This is a genomic window from Klebsiella spallanzanii, from assembly GCF_902158555.1.
In the GTDB taxonomy this organism is placed as follows: domain Bacteria; phylum Pseudomonadota; class Gammaproteobacteria; order Enterobacterales; family Enterobacteriaceae; genus Klebsiella; species Klebsiella spallanzanii.
Genome location: NZ_CABGGS010000001.1, coordinates 118,556 through 142,566, shown reverse-complemented (window position 1 = coordinate 142,566; position 24,011 = coordinate 118,556). Strand labels below are relative to the sequence as shown.

General features: G+C 51.7%; 21 protein-coding genes. 12 read left to right on the top strand and 9 right to left on the bottom strand.

Translation table 11 applies throughout. The features are described 5' to 3' along the window. Window positions 1-12 precede the first annotated feature (12 nt). From dmsA to FN082_RS00645, 4 genes are all read left to right on the top strand, one after another. Window positions 13-2,451 carry a dimethylsulfoxide reductase subunit A gene (gene dmsA, locus FN082_RS00660; RefSeq protein ID WP_139537144.1) on the top strand — a complete coding sequence of 813 codons (2,439 nt, stop codon included), beginning with the start codon at window positions 13-15 and terminating at the stop codon, window positions 2,449-2,451. A gap of 10 nt (window positions 2,452-2,461) precedes the next feature. Beyond that, complete coding sequence (locus FN082_RS00655; RefSeq protein ID WP_139537145.1) at window positions 2,462-3,079, top strand: DMSO/selenate family reductase complex B subunit; 618 nt, start codon at window positions 2,462-2,464, stop codon at window positions 3,077-3,079. Between the two features lies 1 nt (window position 3,080). Further along, window positions 3,081-3,944 carry a dimethyl sulfoxide reductase anchor subunit family protein gene (locus FN082_RS00650; RefSeq protein ID WP_139537146.1) on the top strand — a complete coding sequence of 288 codons (864 nt, stop codon included), beginning with the start codon at window positions 3,081-3,083 and terminating at the stop codon, window positions 3,942-3,944. Between the two features lie 274 nt (window positions 3,945-4,218). Then, on the top strand, window positions 4,219-5,367 hold the full coding sequence (locus FN082_RS00645; protein ID WP_139537147.1) for an MFS transporter: 1,149 nt from the start codon (window positions 4,219-4,221) through the stop codon (window positions 5,365-5,367). 40 nt (window positions 5,368-5,407) lie between these two features. On the opposite strand, the gene FN082_RS00640 is transcribed toward FN082_RS00645, so the two are convergent. From FN082_RS00640 to FN082_RS00620, 5 genes are read right to left on the bottom strand one after another with little or no spacing between them, the layout of a single operon-like run. Continuing rightward, the gene (locus FN082_RS00640) at window positions 5,408-5,845 is read right to left on the bottom strand and encodes a PTS sugar transporter subunit IIA (RefSeq protein ID WP_142980957.1); all 438 of its coding nucleotides are present in this window, start codon (window positions 5,843-5,845) and stop codon (window positions 5,408-5,410) included. 53 nt (window positions 5,846-5,898) lie between these two features. Beyond that, window positions 5,899-6,810, bottom strand: a complete 912-nt coding sequence (locus tag FN082_RS00635) for a transketolase family protein (protein WP_139537149.1) — start codon at window positions 6,808-6,810, stop codon at window positions 5,899-5,901. Continuing rightward, the gene (locus tag FN082_RS00630) at window positions 6,810-7,607 is read right to left on the bottom strand and encodes a transketolase (protein WP_139537150.1); all 798 of its coding nucleotides are present in this window, start codon (window positions 7,605-7,607) and stop codon (window positions 6,810-6,812) included. Before FN082_RS00630 ends, FN082_RS00635 begins: the two co-directional genes overlap by 1 nt. A gap of 12 nt (window positions 7,608-7,619) precedes the next feature. Then, entirely contained in the window at window positions 7,620-8,885 is a 1,266-nt protein-coding gene (locus FN082_RS00625; protein WP_004871676.1) for a PTS ascorbate transporter subunit IIC, read from the bottom strand. A gap of 17 nt (window positions 8,886-8,902) precedes the next feature. Next, window positions 8,903-9,178, bottom strand: coding sequence for a PTS sugar transporter subunit IIB (locus FN082_RS00620; RefSeq protein WP_004100672.1), 276 nt, complete (start codon window positions 9,176-9,178; stop codon window positions 8,903-8,905). 122 nt (window positions 9,179-9,300) lie between these two features. Between FN082_RS00620 and FN082_RS00615 the strand changes: the two genes are divergently transcribed. Then, window positions 9,301-10,158 carry a MurR/RpiR family transcriptional regulator gene (locus FN082_RS00615; RefSeq protein WP_139537151.1) on the top strand — a complete coding sequence of 286 codons (858 nt, stop codon included), beginning with the start codon at window positions 9,301-9,303 and terminating at the stop codon, window positions 10,156-10,158. 62 nt (window positions 10,159-10,220) lie between these two features. Here the strand turns inward: FN082_RS00615 and pflA are convergent, their stop codons facing one another. The 4 genes from pflA to ycaO form a co-directional block, all read right to left on the bottom strand. Next, window positions 10,221-10,961 (bottom strand): pyruvate formate lyase 1-activating protein, encoded by a 741-nt coding sequence (gene pflA / locus FN082_RS00610; protein ID WP_004871674.1) that lies wholly within the window; start codon window positions 10,959-10,961, stop codon window positions 10,221-10,223. 205 nt (window positions 10,962-11,166) lie between these two features. Continuing rightward, complete coding sequence (gene pflB, locus FN082_RS00605; RefSeq protein ID WP_139537152.1) at window positions 11,167-13,449, bottom strand: formate C-acetyltransferase; 2,283 nt, start codon at window positions 13,447-13,449, stop codon at window positions 11,167-11,169. 51 nt (window positions 13,450-13,500) lie between these two features. Then, entirely contained in the window at window positions 13,501-14,358 is an 858-nt protein-coding gene (gene focA, locus FN082_RS00600) for a formate transporter FocA (protein WP_142980956.1), read from the bottom strand. A gap of 385 nt (window positions 14,359-14,743) precedes the next feature. Then, entirely contained in the window at window positions 14,744-16,504 is a 1,761-nt protein-coding gene (gene ycaO / locus FN082_RS00595) for a 30S ribosomal protein S12 methylthiotransferase accessory factor YcaO (protein ID WP_142463842.1), read from the bottom strand. A gap of 114 nt (window positions 16,505-16,618) precedes the next feature. Here ycaO and FN082_RS00590 point away from each other — a divergent pair, with 114 nt between their 5' ends. The 7 genes from FN082_RS00590 (at window position 16,619) to ihfB (ending at window position 23,957) form a co-directional block, all read left to right on the top strand. After that, window positions 16,619-17,311, top strand: coding sequence for a DUF421 domain-containing protein (locus FN082_RS00590; protein ID WP_139537154.1), 693 nt, complete (start codon window positions 16,619-16,621; stop codon window positions 17,309-17,311). Between the two features lie 186 nt (window positions 17,312-17,497). Then, the gene (serC, locus tag FN082_RS00585) at window positions 17,498-18,586 is read left to right on the top strand and encodes a 3-phosphoserine/phosphohydroxythreonine transaminase (RefSeq protein ID WP_139537155.1); all 1,089 of its coding nucleotides are present in this window, start codon (window positions 17,498-17,500) and stop codon (window positions 18,584-18,586) included. 71 nt (window positions 18,587-18,657) lie between these two features. Further along, window positions 18,658-19,941 (top strand): 3-phosphoshikimate 1-carboxyvinyltransferase, encoded by a 1,284-nt coding sequence (aroA, locus tag FN082_RS00580; RefSeq protein WP_142980955.1) that lies wholly within the window; start codon window positions 18,658-18,660, stop codon window positions 19,939-19,941. A gap of 146 nt (window positions 19,942-20,087) precedes the next feature. Then, window positions 20,088-20,855 (top strand): metalloprotease LoiP, encoded by a 768-nt coding sequence (loiP, locus tag FN082_RS00575; protein ID WP_139537157.1) that lies wholly within the window; start codon window positions 20,088-20,090, stop codon window positions 20,853-20,855. Between the two features lie 171 nt (window positions 20,856-21,026). Further along, complete coding sequence (gene cmk / locus FN082_RS00570; protein WP_139537158.1) at window positions 21,027-21,710, top strand: (d)CMP kinase; 684 nt, start codon at window positions 21,027-21,029, stop codon at window positions 21,708-21,710. A gap of 135 nt (window positions 21,711-21,845) precedes the next feature. After that, complete coding sequence (gene rpsA, locus FN082_RS00565; protein WP_139537159.1) at window positions 21,846-23,519, top strand: 30S ribosomal protein S1; 1,674 nt, start codon at window positions 21,846-21,848, stop codon at window positions 23,517-23,519. Between the two features lie 150 nt (window positions 23,520-23,669). Then, on the top strand, window positions 23,670-23,957 hold the full coding sequence (gene ihfB, locus FN082_RS00560; RefSeq protein WP_004100704.1) for an integration host factor subunit beta: 288 nt from the start codon (window positions 23,670-23,672) through the stop codon (window positions 23,955-23,957). Window positions 23,958-24,011 lie beyond the last annotated feature (54 nt).

The following is a 24,011-nucleotide window of genomic DNA, read 5'->3' as shown; positions in this document are numbered from 1 at the left end:
AAGCGAGTATCTATGAAAACCAAAACCCCCAATGCTTTACTGGCTGCCGAGGTGAGCCGGCGTGGTTTAATGAAAACCACGGCGATTGGCGGGCTGGCGATGGCCAGTAGCGCTTTTACCTTACCCTTCACGCGCATTGCCCATGCCGCGGATAGCCTGATCCCCATCAGTGAAACGGTCACCTGGAGCGCCTGTACCGTTAACTGCGGTAGCCGCTGCCCGCTGCGCATGCACGTGGTTGACGGCGAGATAAAATATGTCGAAACCGACAATACTGGCGACGATAACTACGACGGTCTGCATCAGGTTCGTGCCTGCCTGCGCGGCCGTTCGATGCGTCGACGCGTCTATAATCCGGATCGCCTGAAATATCCGATGAAGCGCGTTGGCAAACGCGGCGAGGGTAAATTTGAGCGCATCAGTTGGGAGGAAGCGTTCGACACTATCGCCAGCAATATGCAGCGTCTGATTAAAGATTACGGTAACGAGTCTATCTACCTGAACTACGGTACCGGGACCCTCGGCGGGACGTTGACTCGTTCCTGGCCGCCGGGGAAAACCTTGATTGCCCGTCTGATGAACTGTTGCGGCGGTTATCTCAATCATTACGGCGACTACTCCACTGCGCAAATCGCCGCAGGTCTGAACTACACCTACGGCGGTTGGGCCGATGGTAATAGCCCGTCGGATATTGAAAACAGCAAGCTGGTGGTGCTGTTCGGCAATAACCCGGGGGAGACCCGGATGAGCGGCGGCGGGGTGACCTACTATCTGGAACAGGCGCGGGAGAAATCCAACGCCAGGCTGATCGTTATCGACCCGCGCTATACCGACACTGGAGCTGGACGTGAAGACGAATGGATCCCTATCCGCCCAGGAACCGATGCGGCGCTGGTTTCTGCGCTGGCATGGGTGATGATTAGCGAAAACCTGGTTGATCAATCTTTCCTGGATAAGTACTGCATAGGCTATGACGAGAAAACGCTGCCGGAAGGTGCGCCAGCCAATGGCCACTATAAGGCCTATATTCTTGGTCAGGGCAAAGATGGTATTGCGAAGACGCCTGAGTGGGCATCGACGATTACCGGCATTCCTCAGGCGCGTATCGTACAGCTGGCGCGTGAGATTGCGGGTGCTAAGCCGGCCTACATTTCCCAGGGCTGGGGGCCACAGCGGCATGCCAACGGTGAGCTGGTTTCTCGGGCGATTTCAATGCTGGCGATTTTAACCGGTAACGTCGGGATCAATGGCGGGAATACCGGCGCGCGTGAAGGCTCTTACTCGTTGCCGTTTGAACGTATGCCGACGCTGGAAAACCCAGTCGAAACCAGCATTTCCATGTTTATGTGGACCGATGCGATTGAGCGCGGAACGGAAATGACCGCGCTGCGCGACGGCGTGCGCGGTAAAGATAAGCTTGATGTGCCGATTAAAATGGTCTGGAACTATGCCGGTAACTGTCTGATCAATCAGCATTCAGAAATCAACCGTACCCATGAAATTCTGCAGGATGACAAGAAGTGCGAGATGATTGTGGTGATTGATTGCCATATGACCTCGTCAGCGAAATATGCCGATATTTTGCTACCTGATTGTACGGCCTCAGAGCAGATGGATTTTGCCCTCGACGCCTCCTGCGGCAACATGTCTTATGTGATTTTTGCTGACCAGGCCATCAAACCGCGTTTTGAATGTAAAACCATTTATGAAATGACGACGGAACTGGCGAAGCGTATGGGCGTTGAGCAGCGCTTTACCGAAGGCCGGACTCAGGAAGAGTGGCTGCGTCACCTCTATGAACAATCCCGCAAAGCGATCCCGGATCTATTGCCGTTTGATGAGTTCCGTAAGCAGGGAATATTCAAACAGCGCGATCCGGAAGGTCATCACGTTGCCTATAAGGCGTTCCGCGAAGATCCTGCGGCGAATCCGCTAACCACGCCGTCAGGGAAAATTGAGATTTACTCTGCACAGCTGGCGGAAATTGCGGCCACCTGGGAGCTTAAAGAAGAGGATGTTATCGACCCGCTGCCGATCTACAGTCCAGGGTTCGAAAACTATAACGATCCGCTTGCTGAAAAGTATCCGCTGCAGCTGACCGGTTTTCACTATAAAGCGCGCACTCACTCAACCTACGGTAACGTTGACGTACTAAAAGCAGCCTGCCGTCAGGAGATGTGGATCAACCCGCTTGATGCGAAGAAGCGCGGTATCGCTAATGGCGACAGGATCCGTATCTTCAACGATCGTGGTGAAGTGCATATCGAAGCTAAAGTGACCCCGCGAATGATACCTGGCGTTGTCGCGCTGGGCGAGGGGGCCTGGTATAACCCGGACGCAGGTCGCGTGGATCAGGCGGGCAGCATTAACGTGCTGACGACCCAACGCCCGTCGCCGCTGGCGAAAGGCAATCCATCGCATACCAACCTCGTCCAGGTTGAAAAGCTGTAAGGAGTAACCGATGACAACTCAATATGGATTTTTTATTGATTCCGCCCGTTGCACCGGTTGCAAAACCTGCGAACTGGCTTGTAAAGACTACAAAAACCTCACTCCGGAGGTGAGTTTCCGCCGCATTTACGAATACGCCGGTGGCGACTGGCAGGAAGATAACGGTGTCTGGCAGCAGAACGTGTTTGCCTATTACCTCTCTATCGCCTGTAACCATTGTGAAGATCCGGCTTGTACTAAAGTTTGCCCTAGCGGGGCGATGCACAAGCGTGAAGATGGTTTTGTTGTCGTTGATGAAGATGTGTGTATTGGCTGCCGCTATTGTCATATGGCCTGTCCTTACGGCGCGCCGCAATACAATGCGACAAAAGGGCATATGACCAAGTGTGATGGCTGCCACGAACGCGTAGCAGAAGGTAAAAAACCGATTTGTGTCGAATCCTGCCCGCTGCGCGCGCTTGATTTTGGCCCTATCGAAGAGTTGCGGAAAAAACACGGCCAGTTGGCCGCCGTTGCGCCACTGCCTTCGGCGCACTTTACTAAGCCGAGTATCGTGATTAAACCTAACGCCAACAGCCGTCCGTGTGGAGATACCACCGGCTATCTGGCCAACCCGAAGGAGGTGTGAGATGGGGAGTGGATGGCATGAATGGCCGTTGATGATTTTCACGGTCTTTGGGCAGTGCGTGGTAGGCGGGTTTATTGTACTGGCCCTGGCGCTAATGAAAGGCGACTTATCGCGTGAACAACAGCAGCGCGTGGTGTGGAGTATGTTTGGCCTGTGGGTGCTGATGGGGATTGGTTTTATTGCCTCCACGATGCATCTCGGATCGCCAATGCGTGCTTTTAATTCGTTGAATCGCGTGGGTGCTTCGTCGTTGAGTAATGAAATCGCCAGCGGGGCGATTTTCTTCGCCATCGGCGGTATTGGCTGGCTGCTGGCGGTGGTCAATAAACTCCCGTTGGGACTGCGTAATGTCTGGCTGGTCGTTACCATGGTGCTGGGCGTTATCTTCGTCTGGATGATGGTGCGTGTGTATAACACCATCGATACGGTACCTACCTGGTACACGATCTGGACGCCGCTTAGCTTCTTCCTGACGATGTTTATCGGCGGCCCGCTGCTGGGATATCTGCTGCTGCGTTTCTCGGGAGTTAGCGGCTGGGCGATGCGTCTGTTGCCTGCGGTGACTCTGCTGGCGCTGGTGGTTAGTGTGACGGTGGTATTGATGCAGGGGAGCGAACTGGCAACAATCCATAGTTCCATACAGCAGGCCTCGGCTCTGGTGCCGGATTACGGTTCGCTGATGGCATGGCGCGTGGTTGCGCTGGTGCTGGCGCTGGTTTGCTGGGTTGCCCCACAACTTAAGGGGTATCAGCCTGCATTACCGCTACTGGGGCTGGCATTTGTGCTGGTACTGGTTGGTGAGATGATTGGTCGCGGCGTCTTCTATGGCCTGCATATGACCGTAGGGATGGCTATCGCCAGCTAAGCGCTCTTTATCGCGCCAGAAGGATGATTTCTGGCGCGATAAAAAGTGCGGTCGATTCATGAAATATTTCTACTGATATTCCCGCCGCTGTTTTCCAATAAATTAATAAAAACAATGGAATAATATAAAGATCTATTCTGTTGCCGATCCGCTGGATAAAAAACTTCTATCGTTCGCCTGCAAACCGCGTCAGGCCTGATTTCAGGTGGATTGACAATGTTTACAGCAGTGGCATGATGCGCACGAAATCTGAACTCCATCACGGTTTAAATCCATGACCATCTACACCCGGCCAGTGCAAATGTTGCTCTGTGGCCTGCTTCTGTTGACCCTGGCGATAGCGGTTTTAAATACGCTCGTCCCGCTTTGGCTCGCCCATGAAAATATGCCGACCTGGCAGGTCGGAATGGTTGGGTCGTCCTATTTTACCGGTAATCTGGTGGGAACCTTGCTGGCCGGATGGGTGATCAAGCGTCTGGGTTTTAACCGCAGCTATTATTTGGCTTCTGTTATTTTTGCCGTGGGCTGCGTCGGTCTTGGCATTACTATTGGTTTCTGGACCTGGTTCAGTTGGCGCTTTATCGCGGGCGTCGGCTGCGCGATGATTTGGGTAGTGGTTGAGAGCGCTCTGGTCTGTAGCGGCACTTCGCGCAGCCGTGGTCGTCTGCTGGCGGCGTACATGATGATTTACTACGTCGGTACGGTACTGGGTCAATTAATGGTCAGCAAGCTGCCGACGGATTTAATGAGCGTTCTGCCGTGGGTAACGGCGTTGGCTCTGGCGGGCATTCTGCCGCTGCTGTTTGCTCGCGTGGTGAATCAGGCCGATGAGCCACACGAACCAGCACGTATCTGGCCGATGTTAAGGCTGCGTCAGGCTCGTCATGGGGTCAATGGCTGTATTATTTCCGGCATTGTTCTCGGCTCGCTGTACGGGCTGATGCCGCTGTGGTTGAACCATCAGGGCGTCAGCGATTCCGGCATCGGCTTCTGGATGGCGGTGATGGTGAGCGCGGGCATCGTTGGGCAGTGGCCGATTGGCCGACTGGCCGATCGTTATGGTCGCCTGTTGATCCTGCGCGTTCAGGTGTTTGTGGTGATCTTGGGCTGTCTGGCAATGCTAAGCCAGGCAGCAATGGCCCCAGCGCTGTTTGTGCTTGGTGCTTCCGGGTTCACGCTCTACCCGGTCGCTATGGCCTGGGCCTGTGAAAAAGTTGAACGTCATCAGCTGGTGGCGATGAACCAGGCGCTGTTAATGAGCTATACCGTGGGCAGCCTGCTTGGTCCGACGCTGACCGCCATGCTGATGCAGAACTTCTCTGATAACTTGCTGTTTATCATGATAGCCAGTGTGTCATTCATCTATCTGCTGACGCTGCTGCGTAAAGCAGGGCACCACCCGACGCCGGTGGCTCACGCCTGATTTGCTTAAAGAATGACCGAGGGAATACCACCCTCGGTTATTAATGAGAAGCAATAAGCGCTTCAAACTGAGTCTGATTTTGAACTGAGGTGAATCTCTGTAGCCTGTCCTCCTCATCCAGCCAGCAGACTAACCGCTGGATTGTCTGAATATGCTGTTCGCTATCAGCCGCCGCCAGTATGACTATCAGCCGCACACCGGGATGACCGGGAAAATCAACGGGTTCACAGCAGCAAAGCAGCGAAAGTGCGCTGTTTTTGCTCAGGACGCCTTCTTCCGGACGGGCGTGCGGTAGTGCAAATGCCGGGCTCAATATGTACCAGGGACCATCCAGCTCCGTGGCGTTAATAATTGCCTGGGCATAACTTTCGGTGATTTTTCCTTGCTGTTCGAGAGGACGGCAGGCGAGGTGAACGGCGCAGTGCCAGTTCAGATGGCTATGTGTGAACTGGCAGGCAGAAAATAACGCATTTTCCATATAGGTTCCTTTATGCGCGAGCCGATCGCCAGAACGACCGGCTCGTATAATGGTTATTGAAGCGCGTTAAACACTGCTTCGCCCGAGATGCCGTACTTCTCTTTTAGTTGCCTGCTATTACCTGATTCAGTAAAGGTGTCCTGTGTTCCCAACCGCGTGAGACGGGCAGGATGCGCCGCTTGCGCCATGGTTTCAGCAATCAGTCCTCCGAGGCCGCCGTTTACCGTGTGATTTTCAAGCGTGGCGATAAGTGGGCAGCCTTCGACCAGTCGATAAAATTCCTGCTGGTTAAACGGTTTGAGTGTGGCAACGTGAATAAGCTTGCCCTTTTTGCCGCTGGCAACCAGCTTTTCGTAGCCGTCTGAGGCCTGCTCCAGTACCGTTCCTTCAAACAGAATCGCAAAATCATTGCCGCTGTCGGCGATAGCGGCGATATCACTGACCCGCGGGATGACGCTTTTATCGCGAACCGGCATCGGCTCGCGCGCGACGCGAATGTAAACGGGTCCCTTTATTTTTGCTGCTTGCTCAAAAGCCTCGGCGATTTCTTCCGCATCTGCCGGGGTCAGAACGGTTAATCCAGGAAGCACGCGGGTCAGAGCTAAGTCTTCCAGAGCATGGTGTGAAGCGCCGTCCGGGCCATCATCCATACCCGGATGGCTACCAACGAGTTTAATATTGGCTTTGGCGTAGCATGCCTGCCGCAGCTGGGTCCAGGCGGTGCCGGTGACGAACATGGCAAAGTTAACATAGAAGGGCATAAAACCTTCCAATGCCTGGCCGACCGCAAAGCTCATAGCGGAACCTTCCGCAATGCCCATTTCGAAAAAGGCTTCCGGGTAGATTGCCTGAAACTGATCAGTACGCGTGGAGCTGGCTAAGTCGCTGTCGATGGCAACCACGGGGTAGCCTTTTTCTTTCAGGGCAATCAGGGCATTACCAATTTCATCGCGGGGTGCTTTCATCACTGTAACTCCTCCATTGCCTGCTGATATTGTTCTTTGCTCGGGGTTTTTGAGTGCCAGTCGCCGTTGTTTTCCATATAGCTGACGCCGGAGCCTTTGGTGGTATGCGCCACGATAGCGACAGGCTTGCCTTTCAGGTGGCGGGATAACATCAGAGTGTCGGCCACCTGATGCATATCATTGCCGTTGTGCAGCTCCAGAACGTGCCAGCCAAAGCAGCGGATTTTGTCCGCCAGCGGTTCGAGGTTAACCACTGCATTGACCGGGTCGTGGGAAGAGAAGCCGTTGTAATCGATGATGGCGACCAGATTATCCATTTTCATATGGCCGGCCTGTTGCAAGGTTTCCCAGATCTGCCCTTCATGCATTTCACCATCGCCAATAATGGCGAATACCCGATGAGGGTCGTTGTGCCGTTTTTTTGCCGCTGCCATGCCGAAAGCAATAGATAACCCCTGACCCAACAAGCCAGTTGTTGCATCTACCTCCGGCAATGATTTGATGCTGGGGTGCCCCTGCAGACGGGAGTTAATCTGCCGGAAGGTATTGAACTCGCTGCGATCGATCTTTCCTTGTTGATATAGCATGGCGTACTGTGCGGCGACGGCGTGGCCTTTACTCATTACAACCCGCGAGCGAGGGGCCGCTGCAAGGTCGATCTCCTGATAGTAGAGCCAGGTAAGAATGTCGATTATCGATAACGCTCCGCCCGGATGACCAATTCCGGACTCGTAAATCATGGTGACTATCTCGCGTCGGGCGGCAAGCGCGTGGGACTTTAGTTCATCAATGTTCATGTTCATTCCTTCTTATGGCAGCATTTTACCGATGTAGTACACGACCAGACCCAGAGCGACGAAGTCGGTTTCCGGGAAGCTGGTGCCTGACAGACCGACGGATTCCATAATCGGATAAATCAGTGCTGGGCCGATACCGATCAGGATCCCGGTGATGAAACTCCCGGCAATTGCACCTTTCCAGCCGCCGGAGGCATTACCAAATACTGCAGCGGTAGCGCCGATAAAGAAGTAGGGAATGGCTACCGGGATAATGACGGTTTGCCCCAAAATCGCGAGAAAACCCATTACCACCAGTCCGCCGACGAACGATGAGATAAACCCCAGCACCGTGGCGGTGGGGGCATAAGGGAAGACTACCGGGCAGTCGAGCGCGGGTTTGGCGTTAGGGATAAATTTCTCCGAGATGCCGAGAAAGGCTGGAACAATTTCCGACAGCAGTAAGCGCACGCCGGTAATGATGATGTACAGTGATGCGGTGAAGGTCAGCGACTGGAAGAGGGGATAAACCAGCCAGTGCATTCCGCCAGCCGCTGCGGTTACCGCTGCCTTTCCAGCGGCAAGCGCGGCGATGTAGTAGAAAATACTCACCGAGATAGATACCGAGACGATGTAATCTTTAAAAATCCCCAGCCAGCCGGGTAGATTCAGCTTTTCCGTTGATTGTTTAGGATCGCCAACCTTTGAGCCGATCCAGCCGGATGCGGCGTAGGCCAGAGTGACGTAGTGCCCCATCGCGATCTCATCGTTACCGGTAATTTTTCGCATCCACGGCTGCGCAATGGCTGGGTAGAGGCAGGCGGCCAGGCCCAATAACACGGAGCCGACGATGATCGTTGTCATATCGCTATAGCCCAGCGCCTTCAGCGTTACGGTAAGCAGAGCGGAGAGATAGAGGTTATGTTGCCCGGTAAGAAAGATGTATTTAAAAGGAGTCACGCGGGCAAAGAACAAGTTCCAGCCAAAACCAATCACCATAATCAGCGAAACGCACATCGCGAATTTGGTTTGCGCCAGCCCGGTTAGCGCTTCTGCCAACGGCATCACCCCCTTCAGGCCAAATCCATCGCTGAATAGCGTCTGAAAATTGCCCAAAGAGGTGACCGCCAGACCAGCGCCACCGGCAAAAACCAGAAAGCCGACGATGGTTTTGAAGGTACCGGAGAGCACCTTTTCAATCGGCTTGCGTTGGATTAACAGGCCGATTAATGCAATAAAGCCAACTAAAAGTGGGGTTACACCCAGAATGTCGAATACAATAAATCTGAGGAAATCCATATTGCCTCCGGGAGAGGTTAGTTGCTTTGAACGATGTCAGTGAGCGCAGATTCCATCTCTTCACTATTCATCAGATCGGTGATGCCAACGGCTCTGAATCCGGCGGCTTCGACTTCATCGGTGAGATCGCGCATAGTGATGACAAAATCAATGTCTCGCCAGGTCCGCAGACCCGAGAGGACATCGTGTTCCAGCTCGATATCCCAGCCGTGTTTGTCGATGATTTTTTGTGCTTTGATTTTGAGCATTAAGGAGCTGCCCATACCGGTACGACAGACTATGAGACCTTTCATTCGATGTTCTCCTGTTTGTAAAAATAATTATTTTTATTTGTTTGTGTGAGATAATAATTATTATCTTTACCGCGGAACGAAAGATGTGACTGTGTTTGCATTTTGAGCAAATAAGGCAAAACATGAGCCAGATAGACAACAACTTGTTGATAAGCATAAGAAATGGAGCTTCGGGGCTAAGCCCGATACTGGAGAAAGTTGGCCGTTTTATTACGGAAAATCCTGACTTTGTGATGCGTCACACGATTTCAGAACTGGCCGACTCCATTGACACCAGTGAAGGGAGTATCACCCGTTTTTGTCGGGCTTTCGGTTTTAAAGGTTTCTCGGATTTCAGGACTGCGCTGGCGATGGAGCAGGGCGCTGCGCGCTCGGAAGACAATAGTACCCATGGTAATGAAGAGATTGCCCCGGTGCTGGCGAGCATCCGCGATAGTAATGCCATTGTTGATAACCAGGAATTAAAAGCGGCGGCTGACTGGCTTAACACTCTGAATAGTATTGCTATCTATGCTGTAGGCACGGCGGTGCCGGTGGCGTTATTCCTGCAGATGAATTTAATTAATATGGGCAAGGCGGCCAGCTTTGTTGATCGCTCCTATCCGGCTGCGATGCCGTTGCTGGCAGATAACCAAAAAACCGGCATCATCGTTGTGCATACCGAGCAGGCATCGGCGGATATGATGCAGGCCCTGTCGCTGGCCAGGCAGCAGGGCGTCAAAATACTATCGCTTACGCGTGGGACCTTTGCACCGCTGGCCCGTTTATCTGACTGGAATCTACAAGCTGCGGTTGCTTTACAGGGGGAAGGGGAATCGGGGTTTGCCGAAATAGCGGGCGCGATGATGGTGGCCGACCGGATCCTGAGCGCGCTGGAAGAGCAGGATGAGCGCTATGCAGAATACCGCAAGGCGCATCAGAAGCGGATTTTCTCGATTGAAAGCGTGGCGAATAAGCTGTCGGAATACTTTATGTCCTGATGCTTATTTCATGCTGAAGAAAAACCCGGTAGCACAAGGTCTACCGGGTGATGGCTTTGTGTTTAGTACATCACCTTGTGACCGTACTGTTCGAGAATACCCTTCACGCGCTCCATCGTTTCTTTCTTCGGCGGATGGACGCCATCCAGCTTGTACTCTTCGCCCATCGCTACCCACTTATGTTTACCTAACTCGTGATACGGCAGTAGTTCGATTTTTTCGACATTGCCCATGTCACGGGTAAACTCGCCCAGACGATGTGCGGAATCATCATCGTCAGACCATCCAGGAACAACAACGTAGCGGATCCAGACGTTAATATTTTTGTTTGACAGGTAACGGGCAAACTCCAGAGTACGATGGTTAGATACGCCGACCAGGTTCTGGTGAATCTCGTCGTTCATCTGCTTGAGATCGAGCATCACCAGGTCGGTGACTTCCAGCAGCTCATCAATAACCGGGTCGTAGCGGCGCACAAAGCCGTTAGTGTCGAGACAGGTGTGAATGCCTTCTTTCTTACAGGCGCGGAACCAGTCACGAACGAATTCGGCCTGCAGAATGGCTTCGCCTCCTGATGCCGTTACGCCGCCGCCGGAAGCATTCATAAAATGGCGATAGGTAACAACCTCTTTCATCAGCTCTTCAACGGTAATCTCTTTGCCACCGTGGGTATCCCAGGTGTCGCGGTTATGGCAATAGAGGCAGCGCATCAGGCAGCCCTGGAAGAAGGTAATAAAGCGGATCCCGGGGCCATCGACGGTGCCACAGGATTCAAAGGAGTGAATGCGACCAATTGTTGACATTGCAGTGATATCTCCAGATTCGGCCCGTTCAGGGCCTGTGGATGCACAGCTCAAACCGGCTGTGTTAAGTCTGTTTTGGCTGTTATCCATAGAGTATAGACGGCAGACAAAAGAGACTGGGGCAGGGTGGTATTGCTAAAAAAGGCCCCACTTGCGTGGAGCCTTTATTGTACGCTTTTTACATCACGATTTCAGTCAAAACCAATTACATGGTCTGAGTGAAGGTACGAGTGATAACGTCCTGCTGTTGTTCTTTAGTCAGGGAGTTAAAACGTACTGCGTAGCCAGATACGCGGATGGTCAGCTGCGGATATTTCTCCGGGTTTTCCATCGCGTCGAGCAGCATTTCGCGGTTCATAACGTTGACGTTCAGGTGCTGACCGCCTTCAACGGAAGCTTCGTGGTGGAAGTAACCGTCCATCAGGCCTGCCAGGTTAGTTTTACGAACTTCGTCGTCTTTGCCCAGTGCGTTCGGAACGATAGAGAAGGTATAAGAGATACCATCTTTCGCGTAAGCAAACGGCAGTTTAGCAACGGAGGTCAGAGAGGCGACAGCACCTTTCTGGTCACGGCCGTGCATCGGGTTAGCACCTGGTCCGAACGGCGCGCCAGCGCGACGACCATCAGGGGTGTTACCGGTTTTCTTACCATACACAACGTTAGAGGTGATGGTCAGAACAGACTGAGTCGGGATAGCGTTGCGGTAGGTGTGCAGTTTCTGAATTTTCTTCATGAAACGTTCAACCAGGTCAACGGCCATATCATCGACGCGAGAGTCGTTGTTACCAAACTGCGGGTATTCGCCTTCGATTTCGAAGTCGACAGCCAGACCGTTTTCATCACGAATCGGTTTAACTTTCGCATATTTGATTGCAGACAGGGAGTCAGCAGCAACGGACAGACCTGCGATACCACATGCCATGGTGCGGATAACATCACGGTCGTGCAGCGCCATCAGAGAAGCTTCGTAGCTGTACTTGTCGTGCATGTAGTGGATGATGTTCAGTGCAGTGACGTACTGTTTAGCCAGCCAGTCCATGAAGTGATCCATGCGGTCCATCACTTCGTCGAAGTTCAGAACGTCGCCTTTAATCGGTTCAGATTTAGGACCAACCTGCATTTTCAGTTTTTCATCAACGCCGCCGTTGATTGCGTACAGCATGGTTTTCGCCAGGTTAGCACGAGCACCGAAGAACTGCATTTGCTTACCAACAACCATCGGGCTTACGCAACAAGCGATTGCATAGTCATCGTTGTTGAAGTCCGGACGCATCAGGTCATCGTTCTCATACTGCAGAGAAGAGGTATCGATAGACACTTTCGCTGCGTATTTTTTGAAGCTCAGCGGCAGTTTTTCAGACCACAGAATGGTGATGTTCGGCTCCGGAGACGGCCCCATGGTGTACAGGGTGTTCAGGAAGCGGAAGCTGTTTTTGGTCACCAGAGTACGGCCGTCAACGCCCATACCGCCGATGGATTCAGTTGCCCAAATCGGGTCACCAGAGAACAGTTCATCATATTCAGGAGTACGCAGGAAACGAACCATACGCAGTTTCATGACCAGGTGGTCAATCATTTCCTGAGCGTCTTGCTCGGTGATTTTGCCAGCTTTCAGGTCACGTTCGATGAAGATATCCAGGAAGCTGGAGGTACGACCGAAGGACATTGCTGCGCCGTTCTGAGATTTAACAGCAGCCAGGTAACCGAAGTAGGTCCACTGGATAGCTTCCTGAGCAGTCGTTGCCGGACCAGAGATATCGCAGCCATATTTTGCTGCCATTTCTTTGATCTGACCCAGAGCGCGGTGCTGTTCAGAGATTTCTTCACGCAGACGGATGGTTGCTTCCAGATCTTCGCCGTTTTCCAGTTTCTCTTGCAGAGAAACGAACTGAGCGTATTTGTCTTTCATCAGGAAGTCGATACCGTACAGCGCAACGCGACGGTAGTCACCAATGATACGACCACGGCCATAAGCATCAGGCAGACCGGTCAGAACGCCGGATTTACGGCAGTTCAGGATGTCTTTGGTGTAAACATCAAAAACGCCCTGGTTGTGAGTTTTGCGGTATTCGGTGAAGATTTTCTTCAGCATCGGATCCAGCTCGCGATCGTACGCTTTGCAAGAACCTTCAACCATTTTGATGCCACCGAACGGGATAATCGCACGTTTCAGCGGGGCTTCAGTCTGCAGACCAACGATTTTCTCGAGAGCTTTCTCGATGTAACCAGCGTCGTGAGAAGTGATGGTGGATGCAAGGGAAGTGTCAAAATCAACAGGCGCGTGAGTGCGGTTTTCCTGTTTTACGCCTTCCATTACGGTGTCCCACAGCTTGGTGGTCGCGTCAGTTGCGCCAGCCAGGAAGGACTCGTCACCTTCGTACGGGGTATAGTTTTTCTGGATAAAGTCGCGGACGTTGACTTCTTTCTGCCAGTCACCTTTCGCAAAACCTTCCCAGGCTGTGGCTAACTTTTCATTAAGCTCGGACATGTAACACCTACCTTCTTAAGTGGATTTTTTATTTACTGCCTGAAACAACCCTTAGTGATGGTCGTCGCCACGCAGGTAAATGACCCAGTATGTCAACCCAACCAACAGACCACCGCCGATGATGTTCCCGATAGTTACCGGAACCAGGTTATCAGTGATGAAGTTCATGACGGTCAGGTGAGAGAAACTTTCCGGAGTTGAACCGACTGCGGTCCAGAATTCCGGGCTTGCAAAGTCGCGGATGATGATACCCATCGGGATCATAAACATGTTCGCGATACTATGCTCAAACCCGCTGGCAACAAACATTGCCACCGGTAAAACCATAATCATGGCTTTATCCATCAGGCTGCGGCCGGAGTAGCTCATCCATACCGCAAGGCAGACCATCAGGTTTGCCAGGATACCCAGGCACACGGCTTCAATAAAAGTATGGTGCATTTTGTGGTCGGCGGTTTGCAGGACGTTAAGTCCCCATTGACCGTTGGCGGTCATATATTCGCCTGAAAGCCACATCAGCAACACAAAGAGTAAGCAACCAATCAGGTTACCAACATAGACGTTGAGCCAGTTTTTCGCCAGTTGGCCCCATGTAATTCGCCCGCTGGCTTTTGCCACGACGATAAGTACAGTCGAGGTAAACAGGTCGGCACCGCAAATGACGCAGAGAATCAAACCCAGTGAGAAGCAGACGCCCCCAATCAGTTTGGCAACACCGAAAGGCATCCCGGCCGCGCCGGTTGTTGCTGTGATATAGAAAACAAAAGCGATAGAGATGAAGACACCTGCGGTGATAGCCAGATAAAACGTCTTTATCGGATGTTTTGTCGCTTTATAGACACCCGCTTCTTCGGCGACTTTCGCCATAGCAGCAGGGAGTAAAAGATCAAAAGGGTTGTCAGCTTTCACACTAACTCTCTCTTTATGTAAGTTGGCGGTGAGATACTAACAAAGCATTATAGAAGGTAATTTGATGTAGATCATATCCTACCGGAACTATAGGCCTTTTTAGTGTATGGATTTGACCTGAAATCAATATAAGCAATTGTTTTGTAATGGAAAAATAAATTTTAAAATTTACAAATAATGTTGATTATTTTCATTTTAGCCCCGTTTTCCGGTTAATTAAAATGGGGTATTTTTATTAAAATTAACAATATTTGCGGCGGCGTTTTATTATTTCTCACCACTAATTAACTTTATGATTACAAATCTGTGTGGCTTGCGGAAAATATAAAAAACGGGGCCGTAGAGACGACCCCGCGATGCTGTCATTGCGGCAGAAAAAGAGGGCTTATTTGAGCCAGAATGCCGCTTTTGCGCGCTGCAGTTTTTCATAGGCCTTCAGTAATGACTGATGGGCCGGGAAAGCGAGCAGATCGTCGTCAACGGCTTGTAAGCCGTAGAACGGCGCTTCACCGCTAAGAGCAGCGCTAGCGGCCTCAACCGCGTCGACGCCGTACATACGTACAAAAGCATTCAGGTATTGCAGCGGCTGACGCTCCTCTTCCTGGCTCAACAGCAGCAAGGTCTGCAGGCAGCGGTAATAATTGGCCCGCTCGGCGCTAAAGATCGAGGCGTTGAACTCCATGGTCCACTCGGTCCAGATCAATGCTTGTTCAAGATCGCCGCCCGCCAGCGCCAGCATTGCTTTAAGCTCACCGATGCGCAATGTATACCAGCCATTGTCTTTACCGGTCGCCAGACCCAGCAGTTCGCGCACGCGGGTGAAATCATCAAGGCCTTCATCGTCCATTTGCTCGATAAGCGCCAGATAATCTTCTTTTTCCCACTCGCTTCCCGGTAGGGAAAGAATGGTTTCCCGCAGGTGAGCGCCCATGCTGTTATTGGCGAGCCAGAGATCTTCCGCCGGGTAGATATCGGACATGCCCGGGACGATGATACGGCAGGCGTAGACGCTCAGGTGTTCGTAATCTGCGATATAAACTTCTTTATCTTCTTCTTTAAAGATAGCCATCAGGGTGGCGAACTCTTCATCCGTGGTACCGGAGAAGCTCCAGTCTACAAACGGATAGTCGGCATCCTGCTTAAACATATCCCAAGAGATCAGGCCGCTTGAATCGATAAAGTGAGTTTCGAGGTTGGCATGCTCAGCCACTTCTTCATCATCAAAGGTTGGCGGTGTGAAAACGTCGAGGTCTTTCAGGCTACGGCCCTGTAGTAACTCAGTGACCGTACGTTCCAGCGCCACGCCGAAATCGGGATGCGCGCCGAAAGAAGCAAAGCAGGTGCCGTTCGCCGGGTTAAATAACACGACGCAGATAACCGGATACTTACCGCCCAACGAGCCATCATAAGCAAAAATCGGAAAACCTTCGGCCTCCAGCTTATTAATCGACTCTACAACGCCCGGATAACGGGCCATGACATCGGCTGGGATCTCCGGCAGGCTGATGCTTTCGGCGATAATGCGGTTTTTAATATGGCGCTCAAACACTTCTGACAAACCCTGAACGCGGGCTTCGTTGCGCGTATTGCCTGCGGACATCCCGTTAGAGACGTACAGGTTGCCGACGATGTTCATTGGAATATAGACCGTCTCACCATCAGACTGACGGGTGAACGGCAGGCCGCAGACGCCGCGATCGTCATTGCCTGATTGCAGATCAACCAGCATGCTGGCAGTTAACTGATCGTCAGGGTCGTAGAAGGCGCGCAGGCGAGCATCCAACAGACCTTCCGGTACTTCGTCATCGTTGGTTAATGGAAACCATTTTTCATTCGGATAATGAACAAAAGAGCCATTAGCGATGGTGTTACCCAGCCAGAAGTCGGCGAAGAAGTAGTTTGTGGAGAGACGTTCAAAGTATTCCCCAAGCGCCGATGCCAACGCAGCTTTTTTGGTGGCGCCCTTACCGTTGGTGAAGCACAAGGAGCACTCTTTATCGCGGATATGCACTGACCAGACGTGCGGTACCGGGTTGAGCCATGAGGCCTCTTCAATGTCAAATCCGAGGTCGAGCAACTTTTGCTGGAAGCGAGCGATGGAATCTTCCAGAGCGGCATCTTTGCCGGGAATAAATGTTTGAGTCATTGCAGTCACTTTTATCGTACGGAAAGCGCGCAATGATACGGGTTTTAGATGACAGGTGCTATCTCCATCGTCTGGCTATGCTTATGTCACTCAATAACTGTTCAGGCGTTAACCATGAAGACATTTGACTGGCATCGTATGGCACTGGATAAAATGCCCGTGGAATTTCTTGCCGAGGTGGCATTACGTAGCCTCTATACCTTCGTACTGGTATTTATTTTTCTCAAAATAACCGGGCGGCGTGGCGTTCGCCAGATGTCTCTTTTCGAAGTACTCATCATTTTGACCCTCGGTTCGGCGGCAGGGGACGTCGCGTTTTATGATGATGTTCCCATGCTGCCGGTACTGGCGGTATTCATTACCCTGGCTCTGCTGTATCGATTGATTATGTGGCTGATGGGGCATAGCGAAAAACTGGAGGATTTGCTTGAAGGTAAGCCGATTATTGTTGTGGAGAACGGCGAACTGGCCTGGGAGAAACTGCAGGCGGAAAATATGACCGAATTCGAGTTTTTTATGGAACTGAGAATCAGCGGGGTTGAGCAACTGGGTCAGGTACGGCTGGCTATTCTGGAAACCAACGGCCAGATCAGCCTTTATTACTACGAGGATGAAGATATTAAAGCCGGGCTTTCCATTCTGCCTTCCCGTTTTACCGATCGTTTTATCACCATACCTCACGATGATGAGTACGCCTGCGTACGCTGTAGCGCAATACTTACGCTACGAGCTGGTGATAAACAATTATGCCCGCGCTGTACAAATGCAGAATGGTCGAAGGTCAGTCGGGCCAAAAGAGTCACCTGACAGCAATTATGTCGGTTTTATGACGTCAAGATGGCAGATTCTTTTGTGTGAGCGAATCCACATTTCTCCGTGACTCAGTTTTAGCCATTGCGGTGTGTGTCACTGAATGATAAAACCGATAGCCACAGGAATAACTTATGCCCGCGACGGTTCGCGGGTAAATAACATAGCAAGTGGTGAGGGGAAATGGCTCAGGTCTATAACTTCAGTTCAGGCCCGGCAATGCTGCCGGCGGAAGTGCTCAAACTGGCGCAAAAGGAGCTTTGCGACTGGAACGGTTTGGGGACGTCGGTGATGGAAATCAGCCACCGTGGTAAAGAGTTCATTAAGGTGGCTGAAGAGGCGGAACAGGATTTTCGCTCCCTGCTCAATATTCCTTCCAATTATAAAGTCTTATTTTGCCACGGCGGCGGTCGCGGACAGTTTGCTGGTATCCCGCTGAACCTGCTGGGGGATAAAACCGTTGCCGACTACGTTGATGCCGGCTACTGGGCGGCCAGTGCGGTTAAAGAAGCCCATAAATACTGTAAACCGAACGTCATCGACGCCAAAATCACCGTTGACGGATTGCGTGCGGTTAAACCGATGAGCGAATGGCAACTGACTCCTGGCGCTGCCTATCTGCACTACTGCCCGAATGAAACCATTGACGGTATTGCTATTGAAGAGGCGCCAAACTTTGGCGACGATGTGATTGTCACTGCGGATTTGTCCTCCACAATTTTATCCCGTGAAATTGACGTTAGTCGTTATGGCGTAATCTACGCGGGCGCGCAGAAAAACATCGGTCCTGCCGGTCTGACGCTGATTATTGTGCGCGAAGATCTACTGGGTAAAGCCAGCGTAGCCTGCCCGTCGATTCTTGATTACTCCATCCTGTCGGCCAATGACTCTATGTTTAACACGCCGCCGACGTTTGCCTGGTACCTCTCAGGCCTGGTGTTTAAGTGGCTGAAAGAGCAGGGCGGCGTTGCCGCTATGGATAAAATCAACCAGCAGAAAGCCGACCTGCTGTATAGCACTATCGATAACAGCGGCTTTTATCGTAACGATGTCGCTGCGGCGAACCGCTCGCGCATGAACGTGCCGTTCCAGTTGGCGGATAGTGAGCTTGATAAACTGTTCCTCGAAGAGTCATTTGCCGCTGGCCTGCATGCGCTGAAAGGCCACCGCGTAGTAGGCGGTATGCGCGCTTCTATCTATAACGCTATGCCGTTGGCGGGCGTGAAGGCGCTGACCGACTTTATGCAGGACTTCGAACGCCGTCACGGTTAATCGCTGTTGTGTTTTCATCCCCGCAGCCGGTCTGCGGGGTTTTTATTCTGTTTGTTTGAGAGTTAAGTTTAATGGAATCCCTGACGTTACAACCCATCGCACGAGTAGATGGCACTATTAACCTACCCGGGTCTAAGAGTGTCTCTAACCGTGCCTTGCTGCTGGCGGCCCTGGCCCGTGGCACTACGGTGCTGACTAATCTGCTGGATAGTGACGATGTACGCCACATGCTGAATGCCCTGAGCGCTCTGGGAGTTCATTATAACCTGTCATCCGATCGTACCCGCTGTGAAGTCATCGGCAACGGTGGCCCTCTGCAGGCGGCTAAAGCATTAGAACTGTTCCTCGGTAATGCCGGAACGGCGATGCGTCCGCTGGCGGCGGCGCTATGTTTGGGCAGTAACGATATTGTGCTGACCGGCGAGCCGCGAATGAAAGAGCGCCCGATTGGTCACCTGATTGACGCCCTGCGTCAGGGCGGGGCGCAAATTGAATACCTGGAGCAGGATAATTATCCGCCTCTGCGCTTGCGCGGCGGTTTCAGCGGCGGCCAGGTTGAGGTCGACGGTAGCGTTTCCAGCCAGTTCCTCACTGCGCTGTTGATGACGGCCCCGCTGGCGCCTCAGGATACCGTTATTGCTATTAAAGGCGATCTGGTTTCCAAACCTTATATTGATATTACGCTGCACCTGATGAAGACGTTTGGCGTTGAGGTTGAAAATCAGTCTTATCAGCGTTTTATCGTTCGTGGCAATCAGCATTATCAGTCTCCGGGCGATTATCTGGTTGAAGGCGATGCTTCCTCGGCATCTTATTTCCTCGCCGCAGGGGCGATTAAGGGTGGTACGGTAAAAGTCACTGGTATTGGTCGCAACAGTGTCCAGGGGGATATCCGTTTTGCCGATGTACTGGAAAAAATGGGCGCAACCGTCACCTGGGGCGATGATTTTATTGCCTGTACGCATGGCGAACTGAACGCTATCGATATGGATATGAACCATATCCCGGATGCAGCGATGACTATCGCAACGGCTGCTTTGTTTGCAAAAGGCACCACGACTTTGCGCAACATCTATAACTGGCGTGTTAAAGAGACCGACCGTCTGTTTGCCATGGCAACGGAACTGCGTAAAGTAGGAGCGGAAGTTGAGGAAGGTGAGGATTACATCCGCATCACTCCGCCTGCCAGGCTGCAGTTTGCTGAAATCGGCACCTATAACGATCACCGTATGGCAATGTGTTTCTCGCTGGTGGCGCTTTCGAACACGCCGGTAACCATTCTTGATCCGAAATGTACGGCGAAAACTTTCCCTGATTACTTTGAACAGTTGGCGCGAATTAGTACGCTGGCCTGAATTTTGCGAATTTAAATAAAAACGCCGACCGGAAAGTCGGCGTTTTTTTATGCATGCTTGTCGGCGAAGAAACTAAGTGTTAGCCTTGATTGCTTGTAAATATAGGATTTATAAGCATTTAATATGCTTATCAATGGATGATTGATATGAAAAATACAAAAGTAATGCTGGCTTTAGCGATTTCTGCCACATTGTTGGCAGGTTGTAAAAATATGCAAGGTATGGATACCAACGCCCTGGTCAGTTCAGGGATGACGGCCTACAAAGCGGCAACGCTATCTGACTCCGAAGTCAAAGCGCTTTCCGACGATGCCTGTAAGCAAATGGATAGTGAAAATAAGCAGGCTGGCGCTTCAAGTAAATACACTAAACGTCTCAATAAAATAGCCAAAGCGTTAGGGAATAATATCAACGGTACGTCAGTAAACTATAAGGTTTACATGACTTCAGATGTGAACGCATGGGCAATGGCTAACGGTTGCGTGCGCGTTTATAGCGGCCTGATGGACATGATGACGGATAATGAAGTCGAAGCGGTTCTGGGTCATGAATTGGGCCACGTCGCGCTGGGTCACTCGCGTAAAGCAATGCAGACTGCTTATGCGACCGTTGCTGCGCGTGATGCGATTTCAGCAACCGGAGGCGCGGCTGCAAGTTTGTCTAAATCCCAGTTGGGCGATATCGGTGAAGGGATGATCAACTCAGCGTTCTCTCGCTCTCAGGAGTCTGATGCTGATGATTTCTCTTACGATCTGCTGAAGAAGCGTAATATCAATACTCAGGGCCTGGTGGGAAGCTTCGACAAACTGGCTAGCCTTGACGCCGGTCATAGTAAATCTCTGTTTGATTCACACCCGCCTTCAGCCGAACGCGCGCAGCATATTCGCGACCGTATCGCTGCAGATAAAAAGTAAAACTGGGTCATCTTCCGGGCTGATGTTCCGTCAGCCCGCTATAATTGCACAATTCTTCCGCATTAGATTTCCTGTTGTCCGTAATTTACAAGCAATGCTCACTTTCCGTCGTATAGATGCGTATAATGCGCGGCGTTTATATATTTATGCGCCTTGCTGAAGGAGAAAAAGATGACGGCAATTGTACCGGTAATCACCATTGATGGGCCTGGCGGTGCGGGCAAAGGCACTTTGTGCAAGGCAATGGCAGAAACGCTGGGCTGGCATCTGCTGGATTCTGGGGCAATTTATCGCGTTCTGGCTCTCGCGGCGCTGCATCATCATGTTGATGTCGAGTCTGAAGAGGCGCTAGTACCGCTGGCTGCGCATCTGGACGTTCGTTTCGTCTCCACTGACGGTAGCCTGGAAGTTATTCTGGAGGGCGAAGATGTCAGTGCAGAAATCCGCACACAGGATGTGGCGAATACGGCGTCTAAAGTGGCGGCTTTTCCACGCGTGCGCGAAGCGCTGCTGCGCCGTCAACGCGCTTTCCGTGATTCGCCCGGCCTGATTGCCGACGGACGCGATATGGGGACCGTCGTTTTCCCGGACGCGCCGGTAAAAATTTTCCTTGACGCTTCCGCGGAAGAACGTGCTCATCGCCGCATGCTTCAGTTGCAGGAGAAGGGCTTTAGTGTTAACTTTGATCGCCTTTTATCCGAGATAAAAGAGCGTGACGACCGCGATCGTAATCGCGCAGTGGCGCCGCTTATCCCGGCCGCCGATGCTTTAGTTCTTGATTCGACGGAACTAAACATTGAGCAAGTAATTGAAAAAGCGCTACAATATGCGCGCGAAAAACTGGCTGCCGCTTAATCTGCTTACCGATTAAGCACCATAGCCTCCGAATTATAGCAGTACCCCCGCAGCAACGGAGTGTTAGCGGGTATGTGAAACAACCCCATCCGGCACGGAGCCAGGTGGACGTTAATATTAACCTGAAGATTAAACATGACTGAATCTTTTGCTCAACTGTTTGAAGAATCCTTAAAAGAAATCGAAACCCGCCCGGGTTCCATCGTTCGTGGTGTTGTTGTTGCTATCGACAAAGACGTAGTACTGGTTGACGCCGGTCTGAAATCTGAGTCCGCCATTCCGGCAGAGCAGTTCAAGAACGCCCAGGGCGAGCTGGAAATCCAGGTTGGTGACGAAGTTGACGTTGCTCTGGATGCAGTAGAAGACGGCTTCGGTGAAACCCTGCTGTCCCGTGAAAAAGCTAAACGTCACGAAGCTTGGATCACGCTGGAAAAAGCTTACGAAGACGCTGAAACTGTAGTCGGTATTATCAACGGCAAAGTTAAAGGTGGCTTCACTGTTGAGCTGAATGGTATTCGTGCGTTCCTGCCGGGTTCCCTGGTAGACGTTCGTCCGGTGCGCGATACGCTGCACCTGGAAGGCAAAGAGCTTGAATTCAAAGTCATCAAGCTGGACCAGAAACGTAACAACGTTGTTGTTTCTCGTCGTGCCGTTATCGAATCCGAAAACAGCGCAGAGCGCGATCAGCTGCTGGAAAACCTGCAGGAAGGCATGGAAGTTAAAGGTATCGTTAAGAACCTCACTGACTACGGTGCATTCGTTGATCTGGGCGGCGTTGACGGCCTGCTGCACATTACCGATATGGCATGGAAACGCGTTAAGCATCCGAGCGAAATCGTAAACGTTGGCGACGAAATCACTGTTAAAGTGCTGAAGTTCGACCGCGAGCGCACTCGTGTATCTCTGGGCCTGAAACAGCTGGGCGAAGATCCGTGGGTAGCTATCGCTAAACGTTATCCGGAAGGTACCAAACTGACCGGTCGCGTGACCAACCTGACCGACTACGGCTGCTTCGTTGAAATCGAAGAAGGCGTTGAAGGCCTGGTTCACGTTTCCGAAATGGATTGGACCAACAAAAATATCCACCCGTCCAAAGTTGTTAACGTTGGCGACGTAGTGGAAGTTATGGTTCTGGATATCGACGAAGAACGCCGTCGTATCTCCCTGGGCCTGAAGCAGTGCAAAAACAACCCGTGGCAGCAGTTCGCGGAAACCCACAACAAGGGCGACCGTGTTGAAGGTAAAATCAAGTCTATCACTGACTTCGGTATCTTCATCGGCCTGGACGGCGGCATCGACGGCCTGGTTCACCTGTCTGACATCTCCTGGAACGTTGCAGGCGAAGAAGCAGTTCGTGAATACAAAAAAGGCGACGAAATCGCAGCAGTTGTTCTGCAGGTTGACGCAGAGCGTGAGCGTATCTCTCTGGGCGTTAAACAGCTCGCAGAAGATCCGTTCAACAACTGGGTTGCACTGAACAAGAAAGGCGCAATCGTAAACGGTAAAGTGACTGCAGTTGACGCTAAAGGCGCAACCGTAGAACTGGCTGACGGCGTTGAAGGTTACCTGCGCGCTTCTGAAGCTTCACGTGACCGCGTTGAAGATGCAACTCTGGTTCTGAGCGTAGGCGATGACGTTGAAGCTAAATTCACCGGCGTTGACCGCAAAAACCGTGCAATCAGCCTGTCTGTTCGTGCTAAAGACGAAGCTGATGAGAAAGATGCAATCGCAACTGTTAACAAACAGGAAGATGCAAACTTCTCTAACAACGCAATGGCTGAAGCTTTCAAAGCAGCTAAAGGCGAGTAATCTTAGTCTTTCGGGTTACAACAACCTGAATTATGACGAGTTTACTTGACAGATTGCAGGATTCGTCCTGTAATCAAGCACAAAGGGCGGCTACGGCCGCCCTTGTTTAAGCTGTTAGCTAATTTTGCCTTGAAGGAAACCGGAGGAATAATGACCAAGTCAGAATTGATAGAAAGACTTGCCAGCCAGCAATCTCACATTCCTGCGAAAGCAGTGGAAGATGCTGTTAAAGAAATGCTGGAGCATATGGCCTCAACGCTTGCTCAAGGTGAGCGCATTGAAATCCGCGGTTTCGGCAGCTTCTCTCTGCATTATCGAGCACCCCGCACCGGGCGTAACCCGAAAACTGGCGATAAAGTTGAACTGGAAGGTAAATATGTTCCGCACTTTAAACCGGGTAAAGAATTACGCGACCGCGCCAATATTTACGAAGAGTAAGTTTCGCTGAGCTGCGACAACATACTGGACGTTAAAAAAGCACCTTCGGGTGCT